General features: G+C 47.9%; 20 protein-coding genes. 17 read left to right on the top strand and 3 right to left on the bottom strand.

What is annotated here, in order from left to right; translation table 11 throughout:
- The first annotated feature begins 3 nt into the window (after positions 1–3).
- The 9 genes from purQ (at position 4) to ilvA (ending at position 12,655) form a co-directional block, all read left to right on the top strand.
- The gene (gene purQ, locus MHI15_RS19615; RefSeq protein ID WP_340950278.1) at positions 4–693 is read left to right on the top strand and encodes a phosphoribosylformylglycinamidine synthase subunit PurQ; all 690 of its coding nucleotides are present in this window, start codon (positions 4–6) and stop codon (positions 691–693) included.
- Positions 671–2,917 (top strand): phosphoribosylformylglycinamidine synthase subunit PurL, encoded by a 2,247-nt coding sequence (gene purL / locus MHI15_RS19610; protein ID WP_341164739.1) that lies wholly within the window; start codon positions 671–673, stop codon positions 2,915–2,917. The genes purQ and purL overlap by 23 nt, the downstream gene beginning before the upstream one ends.
- Positions 2,902–4,398 carry an amidophosphoribosyltransferase gene (gene purF, locus MHI15_RS19605; RefSeq protein WP_036680905.1) on the top strand — a complete coding sequence of 499 codons (1,497 nt, stop codon included), beginning with the start codon at positions 2,902–2,904 and terminating at the stop codon, positions 4,396–4,398. Before purL ends, purF begins: the two co-directional genes overlap by 16 nt.
- Before the next feature lie 552 nt (positions 4,399–4,950).
- Positions 4,951–5,991, top strand: a complete 1,041-nt coding sequence (gene purM / locus MHI15_RS19600; RefSeq protein WP_340034578.1) for a phosphoribosylformylglycinamidine cyclo-ligase — start codon at positions 4,951–4,953, stop codon at positions 5,989–5,991.
- Entirely contained in the window at positions 5,991–6,608 is a 618-nt protein-coding gene (purN, locus tag MHI15_RS19595; protein WP_076128467.1) for a phosphoribosylglycinamide formyltransferase, read from the top strand. Before purM ends, purN begins: the two co-directional genes overlap by 1 nt.
- Before the next feature lie 206 nt (positions 6,609–6,814).
- Positions 6,815–8,362: a bifunctional phosphoribosylaminoimidazolecarboxamide formyltransferase/IMP cyclohydrolase gene (purH, locus tag MHI15_RS19590; protein WP_340033930.1), complete on the top strand. Its 1,548-nt coding sequence runs from the start codon at positions 6,815–6,817 to the stop codon at positions 8,360–8,362.
- A gap of 23 nt (positions 8,363–8,385) precedes the next feature.
- Positions 8,386–9,651 (top strand): phosphoribosylamine--glycine ligase, encoded by a 1,266-nt coding sequence (gene purD, locus MHI15_RS19585; RefSeq protein WP_076142419.1) that lies wholly within the window; start codon positions 8,386–8,388, stop codon positions 9,649–9,651.
- Positions 9,652–9,938: 287 nt separating this feature from the next.
- Positions 9,939–11,234: an SEC-C metal-binding domain-containing protein gene (locus tag MHI15_RS19580; protein WP_076128473.1), complete on the top strand. Its 1,296-nt coding sequence runs from the start codon at positions 9,939–9,941 to the stop codon at positions 11,232–11,234.
- Positions 11,235–11,392: 158 nt separating this feature from the next.
- Complete coding sequence (gene ilvA / locus MHI15_RS19575) at positions 11,393–12,655, top strand: threonine ammonia-lyase IlvA (RefSeq protein WP_076104158.1); 1,263 nt, start codon at positions 11,393–11,395, stop codon at positions 12,653–12,655.
- Between the two features lie 87 nt (positions 12,656–12,742).
- Here ilvA and MHI15_RS19570 read toward each other — a convergent pair whose 3' ends face one another.
- Positions 12,743–13,681 carry a hypothetical protein gene (locus MHI15_RS19570; RefSeq protein WP_081383423.1) on the bottom strand — a complete coding sequence of 313 codons (939 nt, stop codon included), beginning with the start codon at positions 13,679–13,681 and terminating at the stop codon, positions 12,743–12,745.
- 50 nt (positions 13,682–13,731) lie between these two features.
- Positions 13,732–14,394, bottom strand: a complete 663-nt coding sequence (locus MHI15_RS19565) for a DUF1129 family protein (RefSeq protein WP_340033932.1) — start codon at positions 14,392–14,394, stop codon at positions 13,732–13,734.
- 183 nt (positions 14,395–14,577) lie between these two features.
- On the opposite strand from MHI15_RS19565, the gene MHI15_RS19560 reads away from it, so the two are divergent.
- Positions 14,578–14,778: a hypothetical protein gene (locus MHI15_RS19560; RefSeq protein WP_036680885.1), complete on the top strand. Its 201-nt coding sequence runs from the start codon at positions 14,578–14,580 to the stop codon at positions 14,776–14,778.
- Between the two features lie 13 nt (positions 14,779–14,791).
- Here MHI15_RS19560 and MHI15_RS19555 read toward each other — a convergent pair whose 3' ends face one another.
- On the bottom strand, positions 14,792–14,935 hold the full coding sequence (locus MHI15_RS19555) for a hypothetical protein (RefSeq protein WP_341164738.1): 144 nt from the start codon (positions 14,933–14,935) through the stop codon (positions 14,792–14,794).
- Between the two features lie 524 nt (positions 14,936–15,459).
- Between MHI15_RS19555 and MHI15_RS19550 the strand changes: the two genes are divergently transcribed.
- The 7 genes from MHI15_RS19550 (at position 15,460) to MHI15_RS19520 (ending at position 21,541) form a co-directional block, all read left to right on the top strand.
- Positions 15,460–16,005: a hypothetical protein gene (locus MHI15_RS19550; RefSeq protein ID WP_341164737.1), complete on the top strand. Its 546-nt coding sequence runs from the start codon at positions 15,460–15,462 to the stop codon at positions 16,003–16,005.
- 88 nt (positions 16,006–16,093) lie between these two features.
- Complete coding sequence (locus MHI15_RS19545) at positions 16,094–16,924, top strand: alpha/beta hydrolase family protein (protein ID WP_076195105.1); 831 nt, start codon at positions 16,094–16,096, stop codon at positions 16,922–16,924.
- A gap of 85 nt (positions 16,925–17,009) precedes the next feature.
- Entirely contained in the window at positions 17,010–17,786 is a 777-nt protein-coding gene (locus MHI15_RS19540) for a DODA-type extradiol aromatic ring-opening family dioxygenase (RefSeq protein WP_038568677.1), read from the top strand.
- Positions 17,787–17,990: 204 nt separating this feature from the next.
- Positions 17,991–19,088 carry a DUF3048 domain-containing protein gene (locus MHI15_RS19535; protein WP_076305709.1) on the top strand — a complete coding sequence of 366 codons (1,098 nt, stop codon included), beginning with the start codon at positions 17,991–17,993 and terminating at the stop codon, positions 19,086–19,088.
- A 202-nt stretch (positions 19,089–19,290) separates the two neighbouring features.
- Positions 19,291–19,908 (top strand): DUF47 domain-containing protein, encoded by a 618-nt coding sequence (locus tag MHI15_RS19530; protein WP_036686871.1) that lies wholly within the window; start codon positions 19,291–19,293, stop codon positions 19,906–19,908.
- A gap of 13 nt (positions 19,909–19,921) precedes the next feature.
- Positions 19,922–20,914 carry an inorganic phosphate transporter gene (locus MHI15_RS19525; RefSeq protein ID WP_036686873.1) on the top strand — a complete coding sequence of 331 codons (993 nt, stop codon included), beginning with the start codon at positions 19,922–19,924 and terminating at the stop codon, positions 20,912–20,914.
- Between the two features lie 81 nt (positions 20,915–20,995).
- Complete coding sequence (locus MHI15_RS19520; protein WP_341164736.1) at positions 20,996–21,541, top strand: hypothetical protein; 546 nt, start codon at positions 20,996–20,998, stop codon at positions 21,539–21,541.
- Positions 21,542–21,602: the final 61 nt, after the last annotated feature.

Genomic DNA, 21,602 nt, shown 5'->3' with positions numbered 1-21,602 from the left:
GACATGAAATTTGCTGTACTTGTCTTCCCAGGCTCCAACTGTGATATTGATTGCTACAAGGCGGTAGAGGACAGTCTCGGCGAACCAGTCGACTATGTGTGGCATACAGCGACGGATTTGTCGGCGTATGATTGCATTTTGGTTCCAGGCGGATTCTCATATGGTGATTACCTGCGCTGTGGCGCGATTTCGAGATTTGCTCCTGTTATGGCGGAAGTTGCTAAAGCAGCAGAGCAAGGGAAATACGTGCTAGGCATTTGCAATGGGTTCCAAATTCTTACTGAGGCTGGTTTGCTGCCAGGTGCGCTTCGCCGCAACATGTCGATGAAGTTCCGCTGTCACGATACAGTGCTTAAGGTTGTTAATAATGAAACCCCATTTACTATTGACTATGCTAAAGATGAAAAAATCATCATCCCAATCGCACACGGTGAAGGCAACTACTACTGTGATGACGAGACTTTAGCAGAGCTGAAAGCTAACAATCAGATCGTGTTTACCTATAGCGATAATCCTAACGGCTCCGTAGCCGATATTGCGGGTGTTAGTAACGTACAAGGGAATGTGGTTGGCATGATGCCTCACCCTGAGCGCGCGGCTAATAGTTTACTTGGTTCAGAAGACGGCAAAAGAATGTTTACATCCATACTGAAGACTTGGAGGGATCGTCATGACGCAGCAAGTATCCGTTAAGGAACCGACCGCAGAACAGATTGCGGAGCAGAAAATTTACAGCCAGTTCGGTGTGTCGGACAGCGAATATGAGCTGATCAAGTCTTTTATGGGACGTTTGCCGAACTACACTGAAATCGGCGTATTCAGCGTAATGTGGTCCGAGCACTGTGCCTATAAGAACTCCAAACCCCTCCTGAAACGTTTCCCAATTTCCGGACCACGTGTCCTGATGGGACCTGGCGAGGGCGCAGGGATTGTAGATATCGGTGACAACCAAGCGGTTGTTTTCAAAATCGAAAGTCATAACCACCCTTCAGCGGTAGAACCTTTCCAAGGTGCGGCAACGGGTGTCGGCGGGATTATTCGTGATATTTTCTCCATGGGCTCCAGACCTATCGCAATCCTCAATTCACTACGTTTCGGGAAGCTGGAAAGTGATCGAGTGAAGTATTTGTTCGAACATGTAGTGTCTGGTATTGCTGGTTATGGTAACTGTATCGGGATTCCAACGGTTGGCGGCGAAATCATGTTTGATGATAGCTATGACGGCAATCCGCTAGTTAACGCAATGTGTGTGGGTCTGATCGATCATGACAAAATCCAACGTGGTGTAGCTAAGGGCGTAGGCAACCCTGTCTTCTATGTAGGCCCTCCTACAGGACGTGATGGAATTCATGGTGCTACTTTTGCATCGGTAGAGCTTAGTGAGGAATCAGAAGCTAAACGTACCGCTGTACAAGTCGGCGATCCATTTATGGAAAAGCTCGTTATGGAATCTTGTCTAGAACTGATCGACAGCGGCATCGTTATCGGGATTCAGGATATGGGCGCAGCGGGTCTTACATGCTCTAGTGCGGAGATGGCAAGTAAAGCAGGCAATGGTCTGGAGCTGTATCTTGATCAGGTGCCACAACGTGAAGAGGGCATGACGCCTTACGAAATGATGCTTTCAGAATCACAAGAACGGATGTTGTTCGTCGTTGAGCCGAAGGATGAGGCCCAGGCACAAGAGATTTTTGACCGCTGGGGTGTTATCTGCTGTAAAGTCGGTAAAGTTACGGATGATGGCCGCTTGAAATTGTATCATCACGGCGAGGTTGTTGGTGACATGCCAGTAACGGCGCTCGTGGATGAGTGTCCAGTATATAACAAACCTTCTGAGGTTCCTGCTTATTATATTGCGAATGAAAAGGTAGATACCCTTCGTTACGAGGAAGTTACGGATCTGGGCGGTGCATTGCGTACAGTACTTGGATCACCAACCGTAGCAAGTAAAGCATGGGTATACAATCAATACGATTACATGGTGCGGACGAGCACAGCTGTACGCCCTGGATCTGACGCGGCTGTAGTTACCATTCATGGTACTCGTAAAGGACTTGCGATGACTACAGACTGTAATGGCCGTTATGTTCATCTTGATCCTGAAGTGGGCGGACGTATTGCAGTAAGCGAAGCGGCACGTAACATCGTTTGTTCCGGTGCTGAACCGCTGGCTATTACGGATAATCTGAACTTTGGAAATCCTGAGAAGCCTGATGTGTTCTGGCAAATGGAGCGTGCGGTTGATGGTATGGCTGAAGCATGTCGTGTGCTGGATACTCCGGTTATCGGTGGTAATGTCAGTCTTTATAACGAAAATACTACGGGGTCCATCTATCCAACGCCGGTTGTCGGCATGGTTGGTTTAGTAGCGGACACGGATCATATTACGACTCAAGGGTTCAAGCAAGAAGGAGATTCTATTCTTCTGCTGGGAGTGACCAAGGCTGAGCTGGGCGGCAGTGAATTCCAATATGCTGTTCATGGTGTGACCGAAGGTCGTCCTCCGGCTTTGGATTTGGCTACTGAGAAAAAACTACTGAACGCAGTCCTTACCTCAATTCGTGGCGGTCTGGTGCGTTCCGCACATGACTTGTCCGAAGGTGGACTTGCCGTAGCGCTTGCAGAGAGCTGTATCAGCGGCGAAATCGGAGCGAACGTTGAACTTTCAGCTAACGGTCTTAGATCTGATGTAGCATTTTTTAGCGAAAGCCAATCACGCATTGTGCTGACAGCCGCTCCTGAACGTGCGGAAGAGCTGAAAGCAGCGATTGCAGCCAGCGGTGTTCCCGTGGAGATCATCGGAACTGTAGGTGGAGACAGACTGCGCGTAAATCTGGACGGTGTGTCCGCACTAGATGAAGCTGTAGCAGAATTGAAATTCGTTTGGGAGGATGCTATTCCATGTCTTATGAAATAAAGACCGGGAAAGAGCAGGAGACTCCTATCCTGTGGACTGGTGACTTTTACAATGAAGGAACGGGCTCGGGAGATATTTTTGACACATTAAAAGAAGAATGCGGCGTTTTCGGGGTCTTCGGACACCCGGAAGCGGCGTCCATGTCTTATTACGGCTTACACGCCTTACAACATCGTGGAGAAGAAAGCGCGGGAATCTGCGTAGCAGACGGTCGCGATTTCAACTATCACCGCGGGATGGGGTTAGTAAAAGAAGTATTCGACAAGGACAAAATTGCCTCATTGGTTGGAGACATGTCCATTGGGCATGTACGTTATTCCACTAGTGGAGACAGTCGCTTAACCAATGCGCAGCCACTGGTATTTAAATATCGTGACGGCGATTTGGCGATTGCTACGAACGGCAACATAGTAAATGAACCGTTGATCCGCAAACAGCTGGAGCAAAGCGGATCGATCTTTCAAACTACGAGTGATACAGAAGTGCTGGCGCATCTGATTGCCCGTTCGCCAAAGGATTTTGTTGAGGCGGCAAAAGATGCGCTGCAGCAGCTCGTTGGCGGGTTTGCTTTTCTGCTTATGACAAATGATAAGTTAATTGTCGCTTCAGATTCCCATGGCTTGCGTCCGCTAGTGATGGGACGGATTGGTGAAGCGTATATTTTTGCTTCCGAGTCCTGCGCATTAGAGGTCATTGGGGCACAGCTGGTTCGTGATATTGAGCCGGGCGAACTGCTAGTCCTCGACAAAAACGGTCTCTTGGAGGACCGTTTTACCGAACCCAAACGTAAAGCGCTGTGCGCGATGGAGTATATTTACTTCTCACGCCCAGACAGTGATATGAACGGCTCTAACCTGCACTCCGCCCGTAAGCGGATGGGTAGCCGCATGGCACTGGAAGCTTTTGTCGATGCTGATCTTGTAACCGGGGTGCCGGATTCCAGTATTTCAGCAGCCATCGGGTATGCCGAGCAAACGGGAATTCCTTATGAGCTTGGGCTCATTAAGAATAAGTACACTGGACGGACCTTCATCCAGCCGAGCCAAGAACTGCGTGAGCAAGGTGTGAAGATGAAGCTGAGCGCCGTGCGCAGCGTAGTTGATGGCAAACGTGTCGTTATGATCGATGATTCTATCGTTCGTGGCACGACCTCACGCCGAATCGTCAATCTGCTTAGGGAAGCGGGAGCTGTTGAAGTGCATGTGCGGATTACTTCGCCACCGTTCAAGAATCCTTGCTTCTACGGCATTGATACACCAGACCGCCGCGACCTCATCGCGTCCTACAAGACCATTGAGGAAATGTGCGAAGAGATCAACGCCGATTCCTTGGCATTTTTGTCGCCGGAAGGCTTAATCTCTTCCATTGGTGGACACAACAAAGATGACTATAAAGGCGGACTTTGCCTTTCTTGCTTTGATAATGATTACCCGACGCAGGTGGATTTTGGCGGGGCAGAGAAAGATGGCTGCTCGTGTTGACATCCCCCTAAGTCCCCCTTTCAAAGGGGGATTCCGAAGGGCTCTGCCCTCCGGCCACCCGAAAGCTCGGCGGTAGGAGTTAGGTTATAACTTGCTAAGAAGACTTGGGTACGAGTGCTCGCTTTGTCCCTGTGTGCTGCGCACGGACGGGACACGGCTCCGCCCCCCGCTGCATCCGCCGCCGGGACTGGCTCGCCAAGCTTCCCTCTGTTTGCTTCGCAAATACGAGGGCCGCTTGTCTCGCTTAAGGAGGTGCATGGCGCAGCTCATGCACCGAGGTCTTGAGGTCCGTGTGCAAGGCGCGCACTGCGGCTTGCAGTAGGGACAAACCGGTGGTTGGAGGGAGTTATGGAGAGGAAGTTTGGAACTGTAGAAGCGTAGCGTTCGCCTTTATGGTTGGATTTCTACCGCGAAGAGCGGTTCGAATCAGGAAATCCAACCATAACAGCGATCGGAAGTCCAAACATTCCTCGCAGTAACTCCCCTACAACCACCCAAAAGCCGAATGCGCCCAAACGCGCTCTAAACTATTAAAAGATGAGGTGTCCAATAGTGTCGGAAGCTTATAAAAACGCCGGAGTGGATATTGCGGCTGGTAATGAAGCGGTAGAACGCATGAAAAAGCACGTAAAACGTACTTACCGTCCAGAAGTAATGACGGATCTTGGTGGGTTCGGAGCGCTGTTTGGCCTCAATAAAGATAAATATGAAGAGCCAGTGCTTGTATCGGGAACCGATGGTGTAGGCACAAAGCTCAAAATCGCGTTCGCGGCGGATCGCCATGATACGATTGGCATCGATGCTGTAGCTATGTGCGTGAACGACATTGTAGTGCAAGGCGCAGAGCCACTCTTTTTCCTCGACTATCTGGCTTGCGACAAAGTGGTGCCGGAGAAAATCGAGGCTATCGTAGCCGGAATCGCTGAAGGCTGTCACCAAGCGGGTTGTGCACTGATTGGCGGCGAAACGGCTGAGATGCCGGGTATGTATTCAGCAGGTGAATATGATATTGCTGGATTCACAGTGGGCGTAGCTGACAAAGCGAAGCTGGTAACAGGCGCTAACATCGCTGCTGGAGACACAGTGATTGGTCTGGCTTCCAGTGGTGTGCACAGCAATGGCTTCTCGCTGGTGCGCAAGCTTTTGCTTGAGCAAGAGGGTTATAGCCTGAATGACGTGCTTCCTGAGCTTGGTGCTCCGCTGGCGGATGTACTCCTTGCACCAACTAAGATTTATGTGAAGCCTTTGCTGGCACTGCTGGAGCAGCTTCCGGTAAAAGGTATGGCTCATATTACGGGTGGCGGATTCATCGAGAATATCCCACGCGTATTGCCTGATAATGTAGATGTGGAGATCAATTACGGATCGTGGCCGATTCTGCCAATCTTCGGGTTGATGCAGAACAAAGGTAACGTAAGCAACCGTGATATGTTCACTACTTTTAATATGGGAATTGGTCTTGTTCTGGTAGTTAGCGCTGCTGATGGAGAACGCGCTCTTGAACTGCTTAAAGCTAGCGGAGAAGAGGCGTATATCATTGGTAAAGTAACAGAAGGGGAACGCAAAGTAACCTTTACTGGAGCTGAAGTGTGATGCAATCAAGTCGAATCGCTGTTTTTGCTTCGGGGCAGGGCAGCAATTTTGCAGCACTGATCGAGGCACAGAAAGCAGGTTTGCTTGGAGACGGCAGGATTGAATTGCTTGTCTCGGACAAGCCGGAAGCGCCTGTAGCACAACGTGCGGAGGATGCGGGAATTCCCGCCCTCTTGCTGCGGCCAAAAGACTTCGCCAGCCGTGAACTCTACGAAGCAGAGATTGTAGCAGAGCTTCAGCGGCGGGAAATCGGGCTGGTTGTGCTGGCAGGGTATATGCGCCTCATTACACCAGTGCTTTTAACGCCGTATGCGGGTCGGATTATTAACATTCACCCATCGCTGCTGCCTGCTTTTGCTGGAAAGGATGCGATCGGACAAGCGCTGGATTATGGCGTGAAGCTGACGGGAGTCACTGTGCATTTTGTCGATGGAGGTATGGATACCGGGCCGGTTATTGCTCAGCGTAGCGTAGTTGTGTTGGATAACGACACGGCAGATTCATTGGCGGAACGGATTCATAAGGTTGAGTATGAGTTGTACCCTGAAGTGGTTGGCGCTTTTGCCAGCGGGAAAGTGGAACTGAGTGGAAGAAAGACGATTATCCGCGAAAAGTAAGCCACACTGTAGCCATTCGAAGTTTTGGATCGACATTTGGTGACAGGCGGAGAGATTTCAGGGTATTTCTCGGGAAATATTGCATAAGCGGCATTATGTGTCGTGTAGTAGGTAATAGAGTCAGATTCTTTCTTATAGTAATTTCCCAAGCTTTTAGATGTCATCACATTAAATCGCACGTACAACCCGAAGGAGGACTATTCAAAGTGAGTATCAAAAGAGCGCTAGTTAGCGTATCGGATAAACAAGGTATCGTGGATTTTTGCCGCGAGTTGTCTGCATTAGGCGTAGAGATTATTTCCACAGGTGGAACAAGCACGCTTTTGGCTAAGGAAGGTGTTCCAGTCATCGGTATTTCCGATGTTACAGGATTCCCGGAAATCATGGATGGACGTGTCAAAACCTTGCACCCGGCTGTACACAGCGGATTGCTAGCGGTTCGTGACAATGAGGAACACACGCGTCAAATGAAAGAGCTTGGTCTGGACTACATTGATCTGGTAGTAGTAAATCTGTATCCGTTCGCGGAAACCATTGTTAAACCGGATGTATCGTATGAAGAAGCCATCGAGAATATCGATATCGGCGGACCGACGATGCTGCGTTCTGCGGCGAAGAACCATGCTTTTGTAAGTGTAGTGGTAGATGCTAACGACTATGCTACAGTGCTTGAAGAGGTTCGCGCAGGTGGAGATACAACGCTGGAAACACGCAAACGTCTTGCGGCAAAAGTGTTCCGTCATACGGCGGCTTACGATGCCTTAATTTCCGATTATTTGGCTAATGTTACTGGCGAACCGCTTCCTGAGCGCTACACCGTGACTTATGAGAAAATTCAGGATCTGCGCTATGGCGAGAATCCGCATCAAAAAGCGGCTTTCTATCGCAAGCCTTTGGCTGCGGGGGATACTCTTACAGCAGCTGAGCAATTGCATGGCAAAGAATTATCCTACAACAATATCAACGATGCTAACGCAGCGCTGCAAATCGTGAAAGAATTTGAAGAACCTGCTGTCGTAGCCATTAAACATATGAATCCTTGTGGTGTAGGTGTCGGTGAAAGTGTATACGAAGCTTATCAAAAAGCTTACAACGCAGACCCAACCTCTATCTTTGGCGGAATTGTAGCCGCTAACCGGATTATCGATGCAGACACTGCTAATCTGCTGAAAGAGATTTTCCTCGAAATCGTATTGGCGCCAGGGTTTACGGATGAAGCACTGGAAATCCTTACGAAGAAAAAGAACCTGCGTTTGCTCAAAATCGGCAATCTTAGCACGGCTAGCGCGCGTAAGAGCAGCTTCGTAGTCACCTCTATTGATGGAGGAATGGTTGTACAGGAGAGCGATGTGCATTCTGTGAACCCGGATGATCTGCAAGTTGTTACGGACCGTAAGCCAACCGAAGAAGAATTGAAACAGCTGTTGTTCGGCTGGAAGGTAGTTAAGCATGTGAAATCTAATGCGATTGTATTAGCGGCGGATGATATGACAGTTGGCGTAGGTGCAGGGCAAATGAACCGCGTTGGCGCGGCAAAAATTGCGATTGAACAAGCTGGCGAGAAGTCCAAAGGATCAGTCCTTGCCTCTGACGCCTTCTTCCCAATGGGAGATACACTTGAAATGGCAGCTAAAGCAGGCATTACCGCAGTTATTCAGCCAGGCGGCTCCATTAAAGATGAAGAATCGATCAAGGTCGCGAATGAGTATGGAATTGCTATGGTCTTCACAGGCGTCCGTCATTTCAAACACTAGAACGCTGGGAGGATTTTATTCTAATGGATATTTTAGTGGTTGGCGGCGGCGGCCGGGAGCATGCGATTATTTGGAGCCTGTCCCAAAGCCCCAAGGTTGGTAAAATCTATTGCGCACCCGGCAACGCCGGGATCGCGCAGCTAGCAGAATGTGTGCCTATCGGTGTGTTTGAGTTCGACCGTCTGACGGCTTTTGCCAAAGAGAAGGAAGTAGGTCTTGTTGTAATCGGACCGGATGATCCGTTAGCAGGGGGCATTGTGGATGCTTTTGAAGCACAGGCTATTCCAGTGTTTGGTCCACGTAAGAATGCAGCTGAGATCGAAGGCAGCAAAACCTTTATGAAGGATCTTTTGCACAAATATAATATTCCGACAGCAGCCTATGAAAAATTTGATGGCTATGAAGCTGCACTGGCTTACTTACGCGAGCAACCGCTGCCGATCGTAATCAAGGCAGATGGGCTTGCCGCAGGAAAAGGCGTGACCGTTGCCTATTCACGGGAAGAGGCAGAGCAGGCACTAGCTGATATTATGGTAACCAAAGTGTTTGGTGAGGCTGGCGCTCAGGTTGTCATTGAAGAGTTCCTAGCGGGTCAGGAAATGTCGATTTTGGCTTTTGTTGATGGAGAGACAGTTCGTCCGATGGCTGCCGCTCAGGATCATAAGCCCGCTTACGATGGAGATAAAGGCCCTAATACCGGTGGAATGGGTACCTATTCGCCTCTGCCGCATATCGACGAGGCGATTATCCAAGAAGCGATTGAGACCATCATTAAGCCAACAGCCAAGGCTATGGTAGCTGAAGGCCGTTCTTTCAGCGGCGTTTTGTTCGCAGGGCTGATGATTTCTCCAGAAGGTAAACCAAAGACCATCGAATTTAATGCCCGGTTTGGGGATCCGGAGACACAGGTCGTGCTGCCTAGATTGAAGAGCGACTTGTTAGAAATCTTTTTGGCAGTAACCGAGGGTAGACTTGCGGATATCGACATTGAATGGAGCGACGAAGCAGCGGTGTGCGTGGTTCTCGCTTCTGGAGGATATCCAGGCTCTTATCCTAAGGGAGTGCCGATCGAAGGGCTTGAGGACAGCCAAGGAGGGCTGATCTTCCATGCCGGTACAGCACGGGGGGCAGATGGCAGCTGGGTAACGAACGGCGGACGGGTCTTAGGCGTGGTAGGCCTGGGTGCTACGATTGCCGAAGCTCGTTCAGCAGCCTATGCTAGGGCTGAAGGAATCTCTTTTTCCGGGAAACAGAATCGCAGCGACATCGCTATGAAGGCTCTGGTATAAGGATAAAGCACTGTATCTAGCAATTTTTTGCGCTTTAAGTCCTAAAAAAGGACTGACAAGTGATAGAAGAAGTGCTATAATACTACACGTACGGGGGAAAATGTGCGGATATATACAGATAAGGGCCTTTCCGATCATGGGAAGGCCCTTTTAAATCGGAGTCCTTCAGACTTTGTGCAGTAACCTTATAAAGGATGCCTCGTGCCTGAAAATGTTGATACTTATAGTGCATACTAGCGATACGCTTATGGCGAATGGCTACTCACAGATTTAAGGGGGAATTCGTTTTGAGTAAGATTGGAAGAAATGATATGTGTCCTTGCGGAAGCGGGAAAAAATATAAGAAATGCTGCCTAGGGAAAGAAACTTCTGCAGTGGAATCCATCATGCGACTGGTAACAACGGAAGAATCCGCTGCTACTGTGGCTGTGGCCGAGAAACCAGAAGCGGCAGCAATTCCTGAAGCTAAGCTTACCCTAACTACGCTCAAAAAAAAGGTGTCACGTGATCTGAAATGGGAGCATCCGGCGCATGAACAATTGGCTCTGCATCTTATTGAGACCATGAGAGACAGCTATGACCGGGAGCTAATCTGGGAAGGTCTGGTTCTATGGAATGGTTATTCCCGTCACATCAAGCCTGCAGTGAAGAAAATGGGCTCCTTCTGTGCAGCTATCGAGTTTATCTTGTCTGAGGAATATGGATTCCTTCAAACTCAAGCTGATCTAGCGATCAAACATGAGGTTACTGCACCTACCATCTCCAGAAAAGTTAAAGAGATGCTTAATTATATCGAACAGTACGGCATGGGCGGGGCAGAGGAAGAATTACTTTTGCTCAACGTTTCAGGCACTCCGAAGGATCAGGAACAGGCTTTGCTGCAAAAAGCAATGGAAACTAAAGCATCCAATCGCCGGATCCAGCTAGCAGAAGCGGCATTGGAAGTTTATCCGGACAGTCCGGATGCCTATCTCATTTTGGCTGAGGAAGCTGAGAATGAAGCAGATGCCCGTGCTTATCTGAAAGCAGGGATGGAAGCGGGTGCGCGTGAGCTTGGAGAAGCCTTTTTCACTGAGAACAAAGGACATTTCTGGGGTCTTTACGAGACACGTTCGTACATTCGAATCTGCAAAAGCTACGCTGACTCCTGCTGGTTTAGCGGAAATGCAGAAGAAGCACAAAAGACGCTGGAGCACATTCTAGAATTGAACCCAGAAGATAACACAGGTGCACGTTACCTTCTAACGGCAACGTACCTTTACACTAATAAGCTTAAGAAGACCGAGAAGGTACTGGAGAAGTTCGGCAAGGATGCAGCAGCAACAGTAGCATATGACCGTATGGTTTTAGAATATAAGAAGAACGGGATTACTTCCCAGCTCAAAATGCTATACCGCGTGGCGAAGAATGTGAACAAGCATGTGCCAGATTATCTGTTAGGTATCAAAAGATTGCCGCATAACCTGCCTGATTTTGTAGGCGTGGGTGACGCTAACGAGGCTATCGAATATGTTATTGTACATTCACGTTTGTGGACAAGCTTACCAGACCTGGTGAAGTGGATGCTGAAGCAACAAGACTAGTAGGTTTCATAGCGTAGGGATAGCAAATATTAGTAAGAGACTATAGGGTTCCTTTAGTCTCTTTTTCTTTATCACTGATTAGGATGCTTGAAAAAATGTCCTCGGGAGAGTATGTTACAAGAAGTAGAATAACAGATAGATAGTGAGGCGAGAGGGTTATGAGAGAAGAGGAAGACCGAATCGTAGGAATGGAAGATATTGTGCGGGCTCATCACGTACTGCGTGAAGTCATAATCCGGACACCTCTACAACGTGATGCTGTATTGTCAGCCAAGTATGATTGTGATGTGTATTTGAAGCGCGAGGATTTGCAGATTGTACGTTCTTTCAAAATCCGCGGAGCTTATAATATGATTCGTAGTTTGTCAGCAGAAGATAGAGCAAAAGGGATTGTCTGTGCGAGTGCGGGCAACCATGCACAAGGCGTAGCCTATTCCTGTAAAGCGCTTGGAATTAAAGGCAAGGTCTATATGCCAAGCACTACGCCTAACCAGAAGGTTAAGCAGGTTCGGCGGTTCGGCGGTGAGTTTGTTGAGGTCATTCTGAAGGGCGATACCTTTGATGACGCTTATGATGAAGCACTGCAAGCTTGTATAGATCATGGGATGACGTTGATCCATCCCTTTGATGAGCCACGAATCATTGCGGGCAACGGCACCATTGCAATGGAAGTGATGGAGAGTCTGGACAACCCTGCAGACTTTATGTTCGTAACCATTGGTGGAGGCGGCCTGGCAGCGGGCATAGCCACCTATGTGAAGACAGTTAGTCCTTCTACCAAGTTGATTGGTGTGGAGCCACTCGGAGCAGCTTCTATGACGGAAGCGATTAAGCTTGGAGAAGTGGTGACTCTAAAGGAAATTAATAAGTTCGTGGACGGAGCGGCTGTAAAACGTGTTGGCGGATTGACGTACGATATTTGTTCCCGTCATCTGGATGACATCGTGATGGTGCCTGAAGGTAAAGCTTGTACCACGATTCTGGAACTATATAACGAGAATGCCATAGTGGTTGAGCCAGCAGGTTCGCTGCCTATCGCAGCGCTTGATCAATATCGTGATCAAATCCGCGGCAAAACAGTTGTCTGTATCATAAGCGGCGGCAACAACGATATTGACCGGATGCAGGAGATCAAAGAGCGTTCATTGATTTACGAAGGCTTAAAACACTATTTCATGGTGAACTTCCCGCAACGGGCAGGTGCGCTGCGTGAGTTCTTGGGCGAAATCCTTGGACCTCACGATGATATTACCCGTTTCGAGTATATCAAGAAGCATGATAAAGAAAATGGTCCCGCGCTTGTTGGCATTGAATTATTGTCAACGGATGCCTACGAACCTCTCATCGAACGGATGCAGCAGAAGGGCGTCGATTATGTAGAGATCAATAAGGATTCTAATCTCTTTAACATCCTTATTTAATTCTCGCATCCACTTCATAATCACGTTAATGAACATAAACAAGCCCGTCCCTATTCATTTCAGGGACGGGCTTTTGTGATTTCTTTATTAGAGAGGTAACGAAGTCTTACGATATTGCTCGACCTCATCGGTCAATTTATAGCTATTATCTTTCATTAATTTCATGAAGCTATCCAGCTTTTGTAGAAATGGGCTGTTGTCATTATTTTTGGTCAGAATACTGGAGTAAGCCTTTTGCGCCTCCAAATCCATTTCCAGATTGTCATAATGGAAGAGAGGAGTGTTATTCTGGCCGTAAAACGTATTATTCACGTACTTAGTATACAAGGCTTTTACAGCAGAAATTCGGTTTGATTTCGGATGATTTTGAATGAATTGCTCTTGAGATAAAGCTCTGGCTGCTACCTCAGTCCAGGCGATAACTAGCCCGTTGTCCTTGGAAGAGGGCAGGTCCGATTCGGTGGCCATAATGGTTATATAAGCGCTGATATCATTGGTGACGTATAGCTTATACTTGCGGTAAGCCCCATAATCGATCACCGGGAAAAAAGTACCCTCTGCGGTCTCCAGCTTATATCCGCTTTCGCTGGCACTTTTCAGCAGTGTACGCAGCTGGAGATCATCGGTAATAGCGGCAAGAGAAGACATGCTGGCGCCTGCTTTATAAATGGCGGTGAGCTTCCGCTGGACAGTGCTGGTACTGAATTTACTTTCCCAGGCTTGCAGCGCAGCTTTATGCAGATTCTCAAGCTTCAGCGTCATCATTGTTGCACGATACGAACCTACCGCATACATATTGGAGTTCAAATATTTTATGGCTTCGGGTAACTTGTCAGAGGTAGATAACAGCGGTAACGCAGCTTTATAGACAGCCTCTGCATGATTATTGCTAGCTGCTTGGGTTATTGCCTTAGCGCCTTCCCCAGGAGGGCTGGTAGCACCTTCGGCGTGAATAGCACTGGGCACTATGCCTAGCCCTAAGGCTATAGCTAGAACGGAGTAGAGAATATAATGCTTCTTAATCATGGAAGTTTCCCCCTATCTATCGGATGGAATAAAATTTTCAGCCTAGAACTTTATTTTTTGAAAAATATAAACTTCAGTCCCAACCCCCCAATGATGCACAGAATTAAGCTTACCCACGGGGATATTGTAATGACCGGAAATAACCGATCGAGGAACATACCGATAAATACAGCAGCTACTGCGATGCCAATATAGATGCCAAGGCTTTTTATATCAAAAGGTTTGGCACTGGGTGCATCGCTTTCCGACAAGGAAGACATCCATTTCATAATAAGTTCAATTAAGATAATAGAGCCTACTCCCACAGCGAGCAGGGTGAAAAGGCTGATCTGTCCGAACATTCCCGATGAACCGTCAGTCCATTGGAAGAAGAGTCCACCGATTGCCAATATCCCAAAAAGACAGGTCAGAGCTGCGCAGGGAATCATCAAGTAATAGTTCCATTTACTGCGCACCGGGCGCCCGGGAACACTGTCTATGATTTCTTTAAAATAATCGTGCGGATTCTCGCCGAATACTTGCTTGGCATTTTTCCCTTTACGTTGTTCCTTCAACATCAGCTTGGCCGCATCCAGCAAAAGTTCTTCTCCGCGCAGGGGTTCAATTCGACTGGCCCGCACCGCAAGAATCATATCTTCTAAATAGGAGCGATTGAAAGGCGTCAACTGCTCACGCAGGGCGTTATTTTCCTTAATCATATCTTTCACTTTCATAATTTGGATGTAAACCTCCAGTGTTGTTAATCGGTATAGTCTTTAACCTAGAGTATACGTTTGCATGACAGGTCTACGCAAGGACAACCATTTCTATGGCGATATGCATAATCCTTTTAGAAGAGTGAACACTGATAATGTTGTTGCTTGATCAATATAGCATTGGGAAAGGTTGGGAGCTTTATGGAACATGAGAACAAGAAAGAACAGGGAAGATCCATGGGCAACGGTTTCGAGCCTACGCCCAATAATTCAATGGGGGATTGGGGCGGCTCCGATGGATTCAGCATGTGGGATTCCGCGGAAGATGCTCCCGAGGGCTTGCTTAAGGATTGGGAAGGCAGCCATGAAACCCATGAGATGTTTAACGACAGCTACGATTGATTAACAACCCTGGTCATTCATCTCGAAAAAACAACAGAGCAGCGATCCTCCGATACTGGGGATCGCTGCTTTTTGTTTTTTGGTGGGGTTCTTTGGGTTGAGCTGTTGGAATGGTAGGTGCCGCAAGACCTGAAGCCAAAGCTAAAGCCAAAGCCAAACCCAAGCACCCCCGGAACCCGGGAATCCCAGAACCCCAGAACCCCAGAACCCCGGAACTCCGGAACCCGGAACCCGGAACTCCGGAACCCGGAACCCGGAACTCCGGAACCCGGAACCCGGAACTCCGGAACCCGGAACCCGGAACTCCGGAACCCGGAACCCGGAACTCCGGAACCCGGAACCCGGAACTCCGGAACCCGGAACCCGGAACTCCGGAACCCGGAACCCGGAACTCCGGAACCCGGAACCCGGAACTCCGGAACCCGGAACCCGGAACTCCGGAACCCGGAACCCGGAACTCCGGAACCCGGAACCCGGAACCCCGGAACCCGGAACCCCGGAACCCGGAACCCCCGGTTTCGTAGAATCCACCATCTTTCGGACTCAGATGACGTTATTAGCCAAATTATCGCCTTTTCAGTACAGTTTCGGACCCCAGTGACGCTATTGCTCGAAAAGTAGCTCTTATTTGCTGTTTTACAGGGTGATAGCGACTATGGGGTCCGATAGAATTCAAAAAGTGTGCTAAATCTGCGAATAGGGTCTTCTGAGTCCGCTGGAGCTACTGAGTCCGCTGGAGCTACTGAGTCCGAAGGAGCTACTGAGTCCGCTGGAGCTACTGAGTCCGCTGGAGCTACTGAGTCCGCTGGAGCTACTGAGTCCGAAGGAGCTACTGAGTCCGCTGGAGCTACTGAGTCCGCTGGAGCTACTGAGTCCGAAGGAGCTACTGAGTCCGAAGGAGCTACTGAGTCCGATGAAGCTACTGAGTCCGAAGGAGCTGCTGAGTCCGATGTAGTTACTGAGTCCGAAGGAGCTACTGAGTCCGATGTAGTTTCTGAGTCCGAAGTAGCCGCTGAGTCCGATGAAGCTACTGAACTAGAGGGAGCTGCTGAATCCCGGATTGGCGGTTTCAATCCACTCGACGTGGGAGCCCTAGAGTCATGTTCATATCTTACGGGACACCCTGATTGTCGCGCAGACTCTAATGCCCAAATACTCCGTGCGTTTATTAAGAATTGTCCCCTTGCTGTTGACAATATGAACGAAATCTTTATAATTAGATTATAATTCATACTAAGTTAATCGGAATTCTAATAAATTAAAATAAATTAAATTATAAATATAAATATAAATATAATTATAGGAGGATGCGGCAATGGAACGGAATATTGTAATCCGGCATAACGGAGAAGAATTGACGGCGAGCATACATTACCCGAACAAAGAGAAGGGAACCTCTTCGCGTTGCAAGGATAGACTGCCATTAGCCGTGATCTGCCACGGATTTGTGGGGAATCGTATTGGCGTAGACCGGATTTTTGTGAAGGCTGCTCGTGAGCTGGCACAAGAGGGATATATGGTTATTCGTTTTGATTATGTGGGCTGCGGCGAGAGCAGCGGGAATTATGGCGGCGAAGACATGGAATCGATGATCGCTCAGACTAGAGCGGTGCTTGATTACGGAATTAGCTCTGCTGATGTGGACCCACAGCGCGTGACGCTGATTGGCCATAGCCTGGGTGGCGCGGTGGCGTTGCTGACAAGTATTCGCGATCGCCGCGTGAAGAATCTCGTGTTATGGGCCTCTGTTGGTTATCCTTTCAATGATATTGTGAAAATTGTAGGGCGGGAGGCGTATGATCGTGCTGTGAAGAATGGGTCAGCGGATTATGTGGGCTATTCGTTTACACCGGTATATTTTAATTCTTTGGCGGCTTTTCAGCCCTTCCAAGAAGCGAGCAAATTTAGCGGCGATGTACTCGTCATTCATGGCACCTCTGATGATGTCATTCCGGTGGATTACGCTTTTCTTTACCAGAAGCTGTTCTGGACACGTCCCGAAGGACGTTGCGACAAAGAGATCATTTTTCAAGGGGATCACACCTTTTCTTCTGGACCGGCGCAGCAGCAGCTGCTTAAGCGGACTATAGAATGGATGAACGAACAAGAGCATCTGCAGACAGAGTGGCAGAATTGGATGATTTAGGAGAAGGTTTTTATTCGCATTAACTTGCAATAAGCGGTAAAATAAAGATGCACACCATATACTGGGTTATGGAGGTTGGCATCCTATGAAATTACCGTCATTTTTTATTGCGCACGGTTCTCCGCTCCTCGCACTGGAGGATAACGAGTATACCCGTTTTCTGGAGCGGCTTGGTCAAGAACTTGAAGCGCCACGCGGTATAGTAGTTTTCTCAGCGCATTGGGATAGCCCTGAACAGCTACTTACCGTTGATGAACTGCACGAGACACAGCATGACTTCTACGGATTCCCTGAAGAAGTTTACACGCTGACCTATCCGGCCCCGGGCGATCCGGCCCTAACAAGACGGATTTCTGAGCTCTTCAAGGATAACAATCTATCACATCAGCCCGTTCTGGGGCGAGGACTCGATCATGGAGTCTGGGTGATACTGAAAAAAATGTTCCCGAACGCCGACATTCCGGTAGTTGCTTTATCCGTCGATTCCCTGCGCTCTCCCAAGGAGCAGTACAATATCGGGCGGATGTTAGCACCGCTTCGTGACGAAGGCATACTGCTGATTGGAAGCGGTGGACTTGTTCACAACTTGCGGATGCTAAGTGAAAGTGAGCAGCCTGAGGATTGGGCACTTGAATTCGATGCCTGGATTGCCAAGGGACTAGAAGCCTGGGATTTGCCTTCACTTTTTGCGTATGAGAAAAAAGCTCCACATGTACGCGATGCGGTTCCTTCTTATGGAAGAGAGCATTTTGCACCTCTCTTTTACGCGATGGGAACAGCGGATGGCAGCAGGAAGGCAGAGCGGATTTTTCAGGCTTATCAGTATGGGACATTAAGTCTTAATTGCTGGAAGCTAGACTAACTGAATGAATAAGAGACCCGCAGGGTGCAGCCCCAATGGCTGTACCCTTTTTTTTATATAAGAATTTATCTATTCCATGATATAAAATTTCCTTATGCTTGCTATGAAAAAAGGGAGAAGGTGATCAAGACAAATGGGACTGACTGTGATTAAATGGAAGGAATCAGTGAGTTTCATAAAACGTTTAGGAGGAACTACAAGCTTATGAAAGTAAATTGCTCTTCTTCCCGTCTATTATCTGCCATTGTATTGACCACCCTATTGCTCTCCGCTTGCGGAACACAGAGTGCAAATAATGAGATCACCCCGACACAGCAGCCTACCGCAGAGCCCACGCCTATCGAAACGATTCAACCCTCACCTACTATTGATCCCGCTGCTGAGCTCGTATCCGGATTAACAGGTCTTCCAGTTTCTGAAGACAGTCTTCCACGTCCCTTGGCCGTAATGATAAATAATGCTCCTGCCGCCCGGCCGCAATCGGGGGTTAGTGAAGCAGATATTTTGTATGAGATTCTTGCCGAAGGTGGCATCACACGTTTGATTGGTATTTTTCAGAGCCATACAGGTGTGGTGAAAATCGGACCGATTCGCAGCATCCGCCCCTATCTGCTGGATATTGGCGAGAGCTACGGTGGTGTGACGGTGCATGCCGGAGGGAGTCCGGCGGCTTATGCCATTTTGCAAAAAGAGAAAAAAGAAGATATGGACGAGATCGGCCGTGCCGGAGCTTATTTTTGGCGGGATAAAGCGCGAAAAGCACCACATAACCTGTACAGCAACGCAGCCAAACTGCGGGAAGGTGCCGAGAAGCTTGGGTTTGCGCAAAGTGTGAAGGTACCTGGGTATCTTTTTAACAATCCAGATTACATACCGGCGGACGGAGAGAAAGCCGCTGAATTTAGCATAAACTATCTGCTCAAAAGTTATAAAGTTGACTATAAATATGATCCTAAACGTCAGACCTATCAGCGTTATGTGAATGACAAACCTCATTTGGATCTAAATAACGATAATCCGGTGGAAGCGGCCAATGTGATGGTTATAGGAGCCGATCATAAAGTGCTTGATGATGTCGGAAGACTTCAGATTGATGTGGAGCTTGGCGGGGAAGCGTTGCTTTTTCAGCGGGGACAGGTCACCAAAGGCAGATGGTCGCGTGAACCAGAGGATGTGATCCGCTTTGTGAGGGATGGAAAAGAAGAGCTGATGTATCAAGGAATTACCCATATTTTGGTGGTCCCTAATGCGCCTTCATTTAGCAGTCATGTGGTATATGGCGGGGCGGATGGTACAACATAAGAAAGTCGGAATATCCAGTGTTATACAGATTTGTGTTCGGAATAATGGGTATGTGTTAATAGAGTGTAAAAAAGTTCATTTCTATAGCTTCTATACCTTGTACGGATATGATAAGATAACAAGGGTTGTCATTCATTTTCATGCTTTTTACATATGAATGGCTCTGTATTCACGGTAATTTTATGTAAAGGGGTTTAAAACAATGAAGTTGAGAAAAAAGGACATATTCTTTGAGACGCTGGAAAATATGGCCGATACTATTGTCCAAGCTGCAGATTATTTTGCTCAGAATATCACTGATCTCCGGAATAATGTCGATAATTTCGCTGCAGAGATGAAAAAGTACGAATCCCAATGTGATACTTACACGCACACCGTCATCAAAGAATTGAACAAGACGTTTATTACGCCGCTTGAACGTGACGACATTATGGACTTGATCACAAGCATGGATGATGTCATCGATGGTCTGGAGGCATCCGCCTCACGTTTCTATATGTACAACCTTCTTGACCCGGATGAATACATTGTGCAATTCGCCGAAATTCTTCGCCAGTGTGCTTATGAAATCCAAAAAGCGGTTCATTTGCTCTCCCAGAAGAAATTGTTGGCGATCCGTGAATATACAATCCGTCTGAATGACCTTGAGAATCAAGGGGACGAAGTGCTGCGTATTTGTACTAAGGTCCTGTTCGAAACTGTAAAAGACCCGATTGAGCTGATTAAACGCAAGGAACTGTATGAGCGGCTCGAGACCACTACAGACAAATGTGAAGATGTAGCCAACATGTTGGAATCGATCATCATGCGCAACTCATAAGGGGTACTAGAATATGGAAACATCTATATGGATTCTTGGAATTGTTATATTTCTCGCGCTTGCGTTTGACTTTATCAATGGATTCCATGATACGGCCAACGCAATTGCTACCTCTGTCTCAACACGTGCCTTAAAACCGCGAACAGCAATTATTATGGCAGCACTGATGAACTTTGTTGGGGCCTTGATGTTTACAGGTGTGGCCAAAAAAATCGGCGGAAGTATCACCGACCCGACCTTGCTTGAAAATGGGTTGGATATCATAATAGCCACGCTGATTGCTTCGATTATTTGGAATTTGATCACTTGGTGGCTCGGGATTCCATCCTCATCGTCTCATGCACTGATCGGCGCTTTAGCGGGTGCAGTATACGTGGGGGCAGGCTCAGCACACATCAATTGGGGCGGGTTTGTGGAAATTGTCGAAGGACTGATTTTCTCCCCAATCATTGCGTTTGTTATCGGTTATATTATCATGACCATCCTGAAATGGATCTTTGCTAAGCGTAGTCCGCATACGGTCAACAAGGGCTTCCGCTCTATGCAGGTCCTTACGGCAGCGTTACAGTCGTTCACACATGGTACGAATGATGCGCAAAAAGCGATGGGGATCATTACTTTTGCACTCGTTACCTCAGGACGTCAAGAAACTATGGATGTTATCCCTTTGTGGGTTAAGATAGCTGCAGCTACGGCTATGGCGCTCGGTACCTCCATCGGTGGTTGGAAGATTATTAAGACTATGGGTACGAAGATTTTCAAAATCGAACCTATTAACGGTTTCGCGGCTGATATTTCCGCGGCATCTGTTATTTTCTCAGCAACGCTGCTGCATTTGCCAGTAAGCTCAACGCATGCGATCACATCAGCGATCCTTGGGGTAGGCTCTGCCAAACGTTTCTCTGCAGTGAAATGGGGAGTAGCCGGACGTATTGTGGTCACTTGGTTCATCACGATTCCAATCAGTGCGGTATTAGCAGGTCTGATTTTCAAAATCATTTTTTAAACACCCTTTAATAAAGATGTCAGTTAGCCATTGGGCTGCGGACATCTTTTTTTGTTGTGTGGACATGAGGATGGGTGAAGAATGTACGGTATAAATCCCGTAGAAATGACGAAGTTTGGCGCTAGAGGGGGAATGTACGGTATAAATCCCGTAGAAATGATGGAGTTTGGCGCTGGAGGGGGAATGTACGTTATAAATCCCGTAGAAATGACGAAGTTTGGCGCTGGAGGGGGAATGTACGGTATAAATCCCGTAGAAGTGACGAAGTTTGGCGTCGGAGGGAGAATGTGCGGTATAAATCCCGCAGAAGTGGCGGAGTTTGGCGATGGAGGGAAAATGTACGGTATAAATCCCGTAGAAATGACGGAGTTTGGCGTTGGAGGGGGAATGTACGGTATAAATCCCGTAGAAGTGACGAAGTTTGGCTATGGATGGGGATTGTGCGGTATATATCCCGTAGAAATGACGAAGTTTGGCGTTGGAGGGGGAATGTACGGTATAAATCCCGTAGAATTTACGAAATTCGAGGATGGTGACAAAAAGAAGAGCATAATTGCCCTAGAATTGGAGACACTTCGTCGAAGAAGCAGAAAGAAAGGCATAAATGCCTTAGAATTGGTGAACTAACGTCGAAGAAGCAAAAATAAAGACATAAATGCCTTAGAATTAGTAGAATAGGGTCGAAGAA

This window comes from Paenibacillus sp. FSL H7-0918, assembly GCF_038007025.1.
GTDB lineage: Bacteria > Bacillota > Bacilli > Paenibacillales > Paenibacillaceae > Paenibacillus_AQ > Paenibacillus_AQ odorifer.
This window is presented reverse-complemented; position numbering and strand designations above follow the sequence as displayed.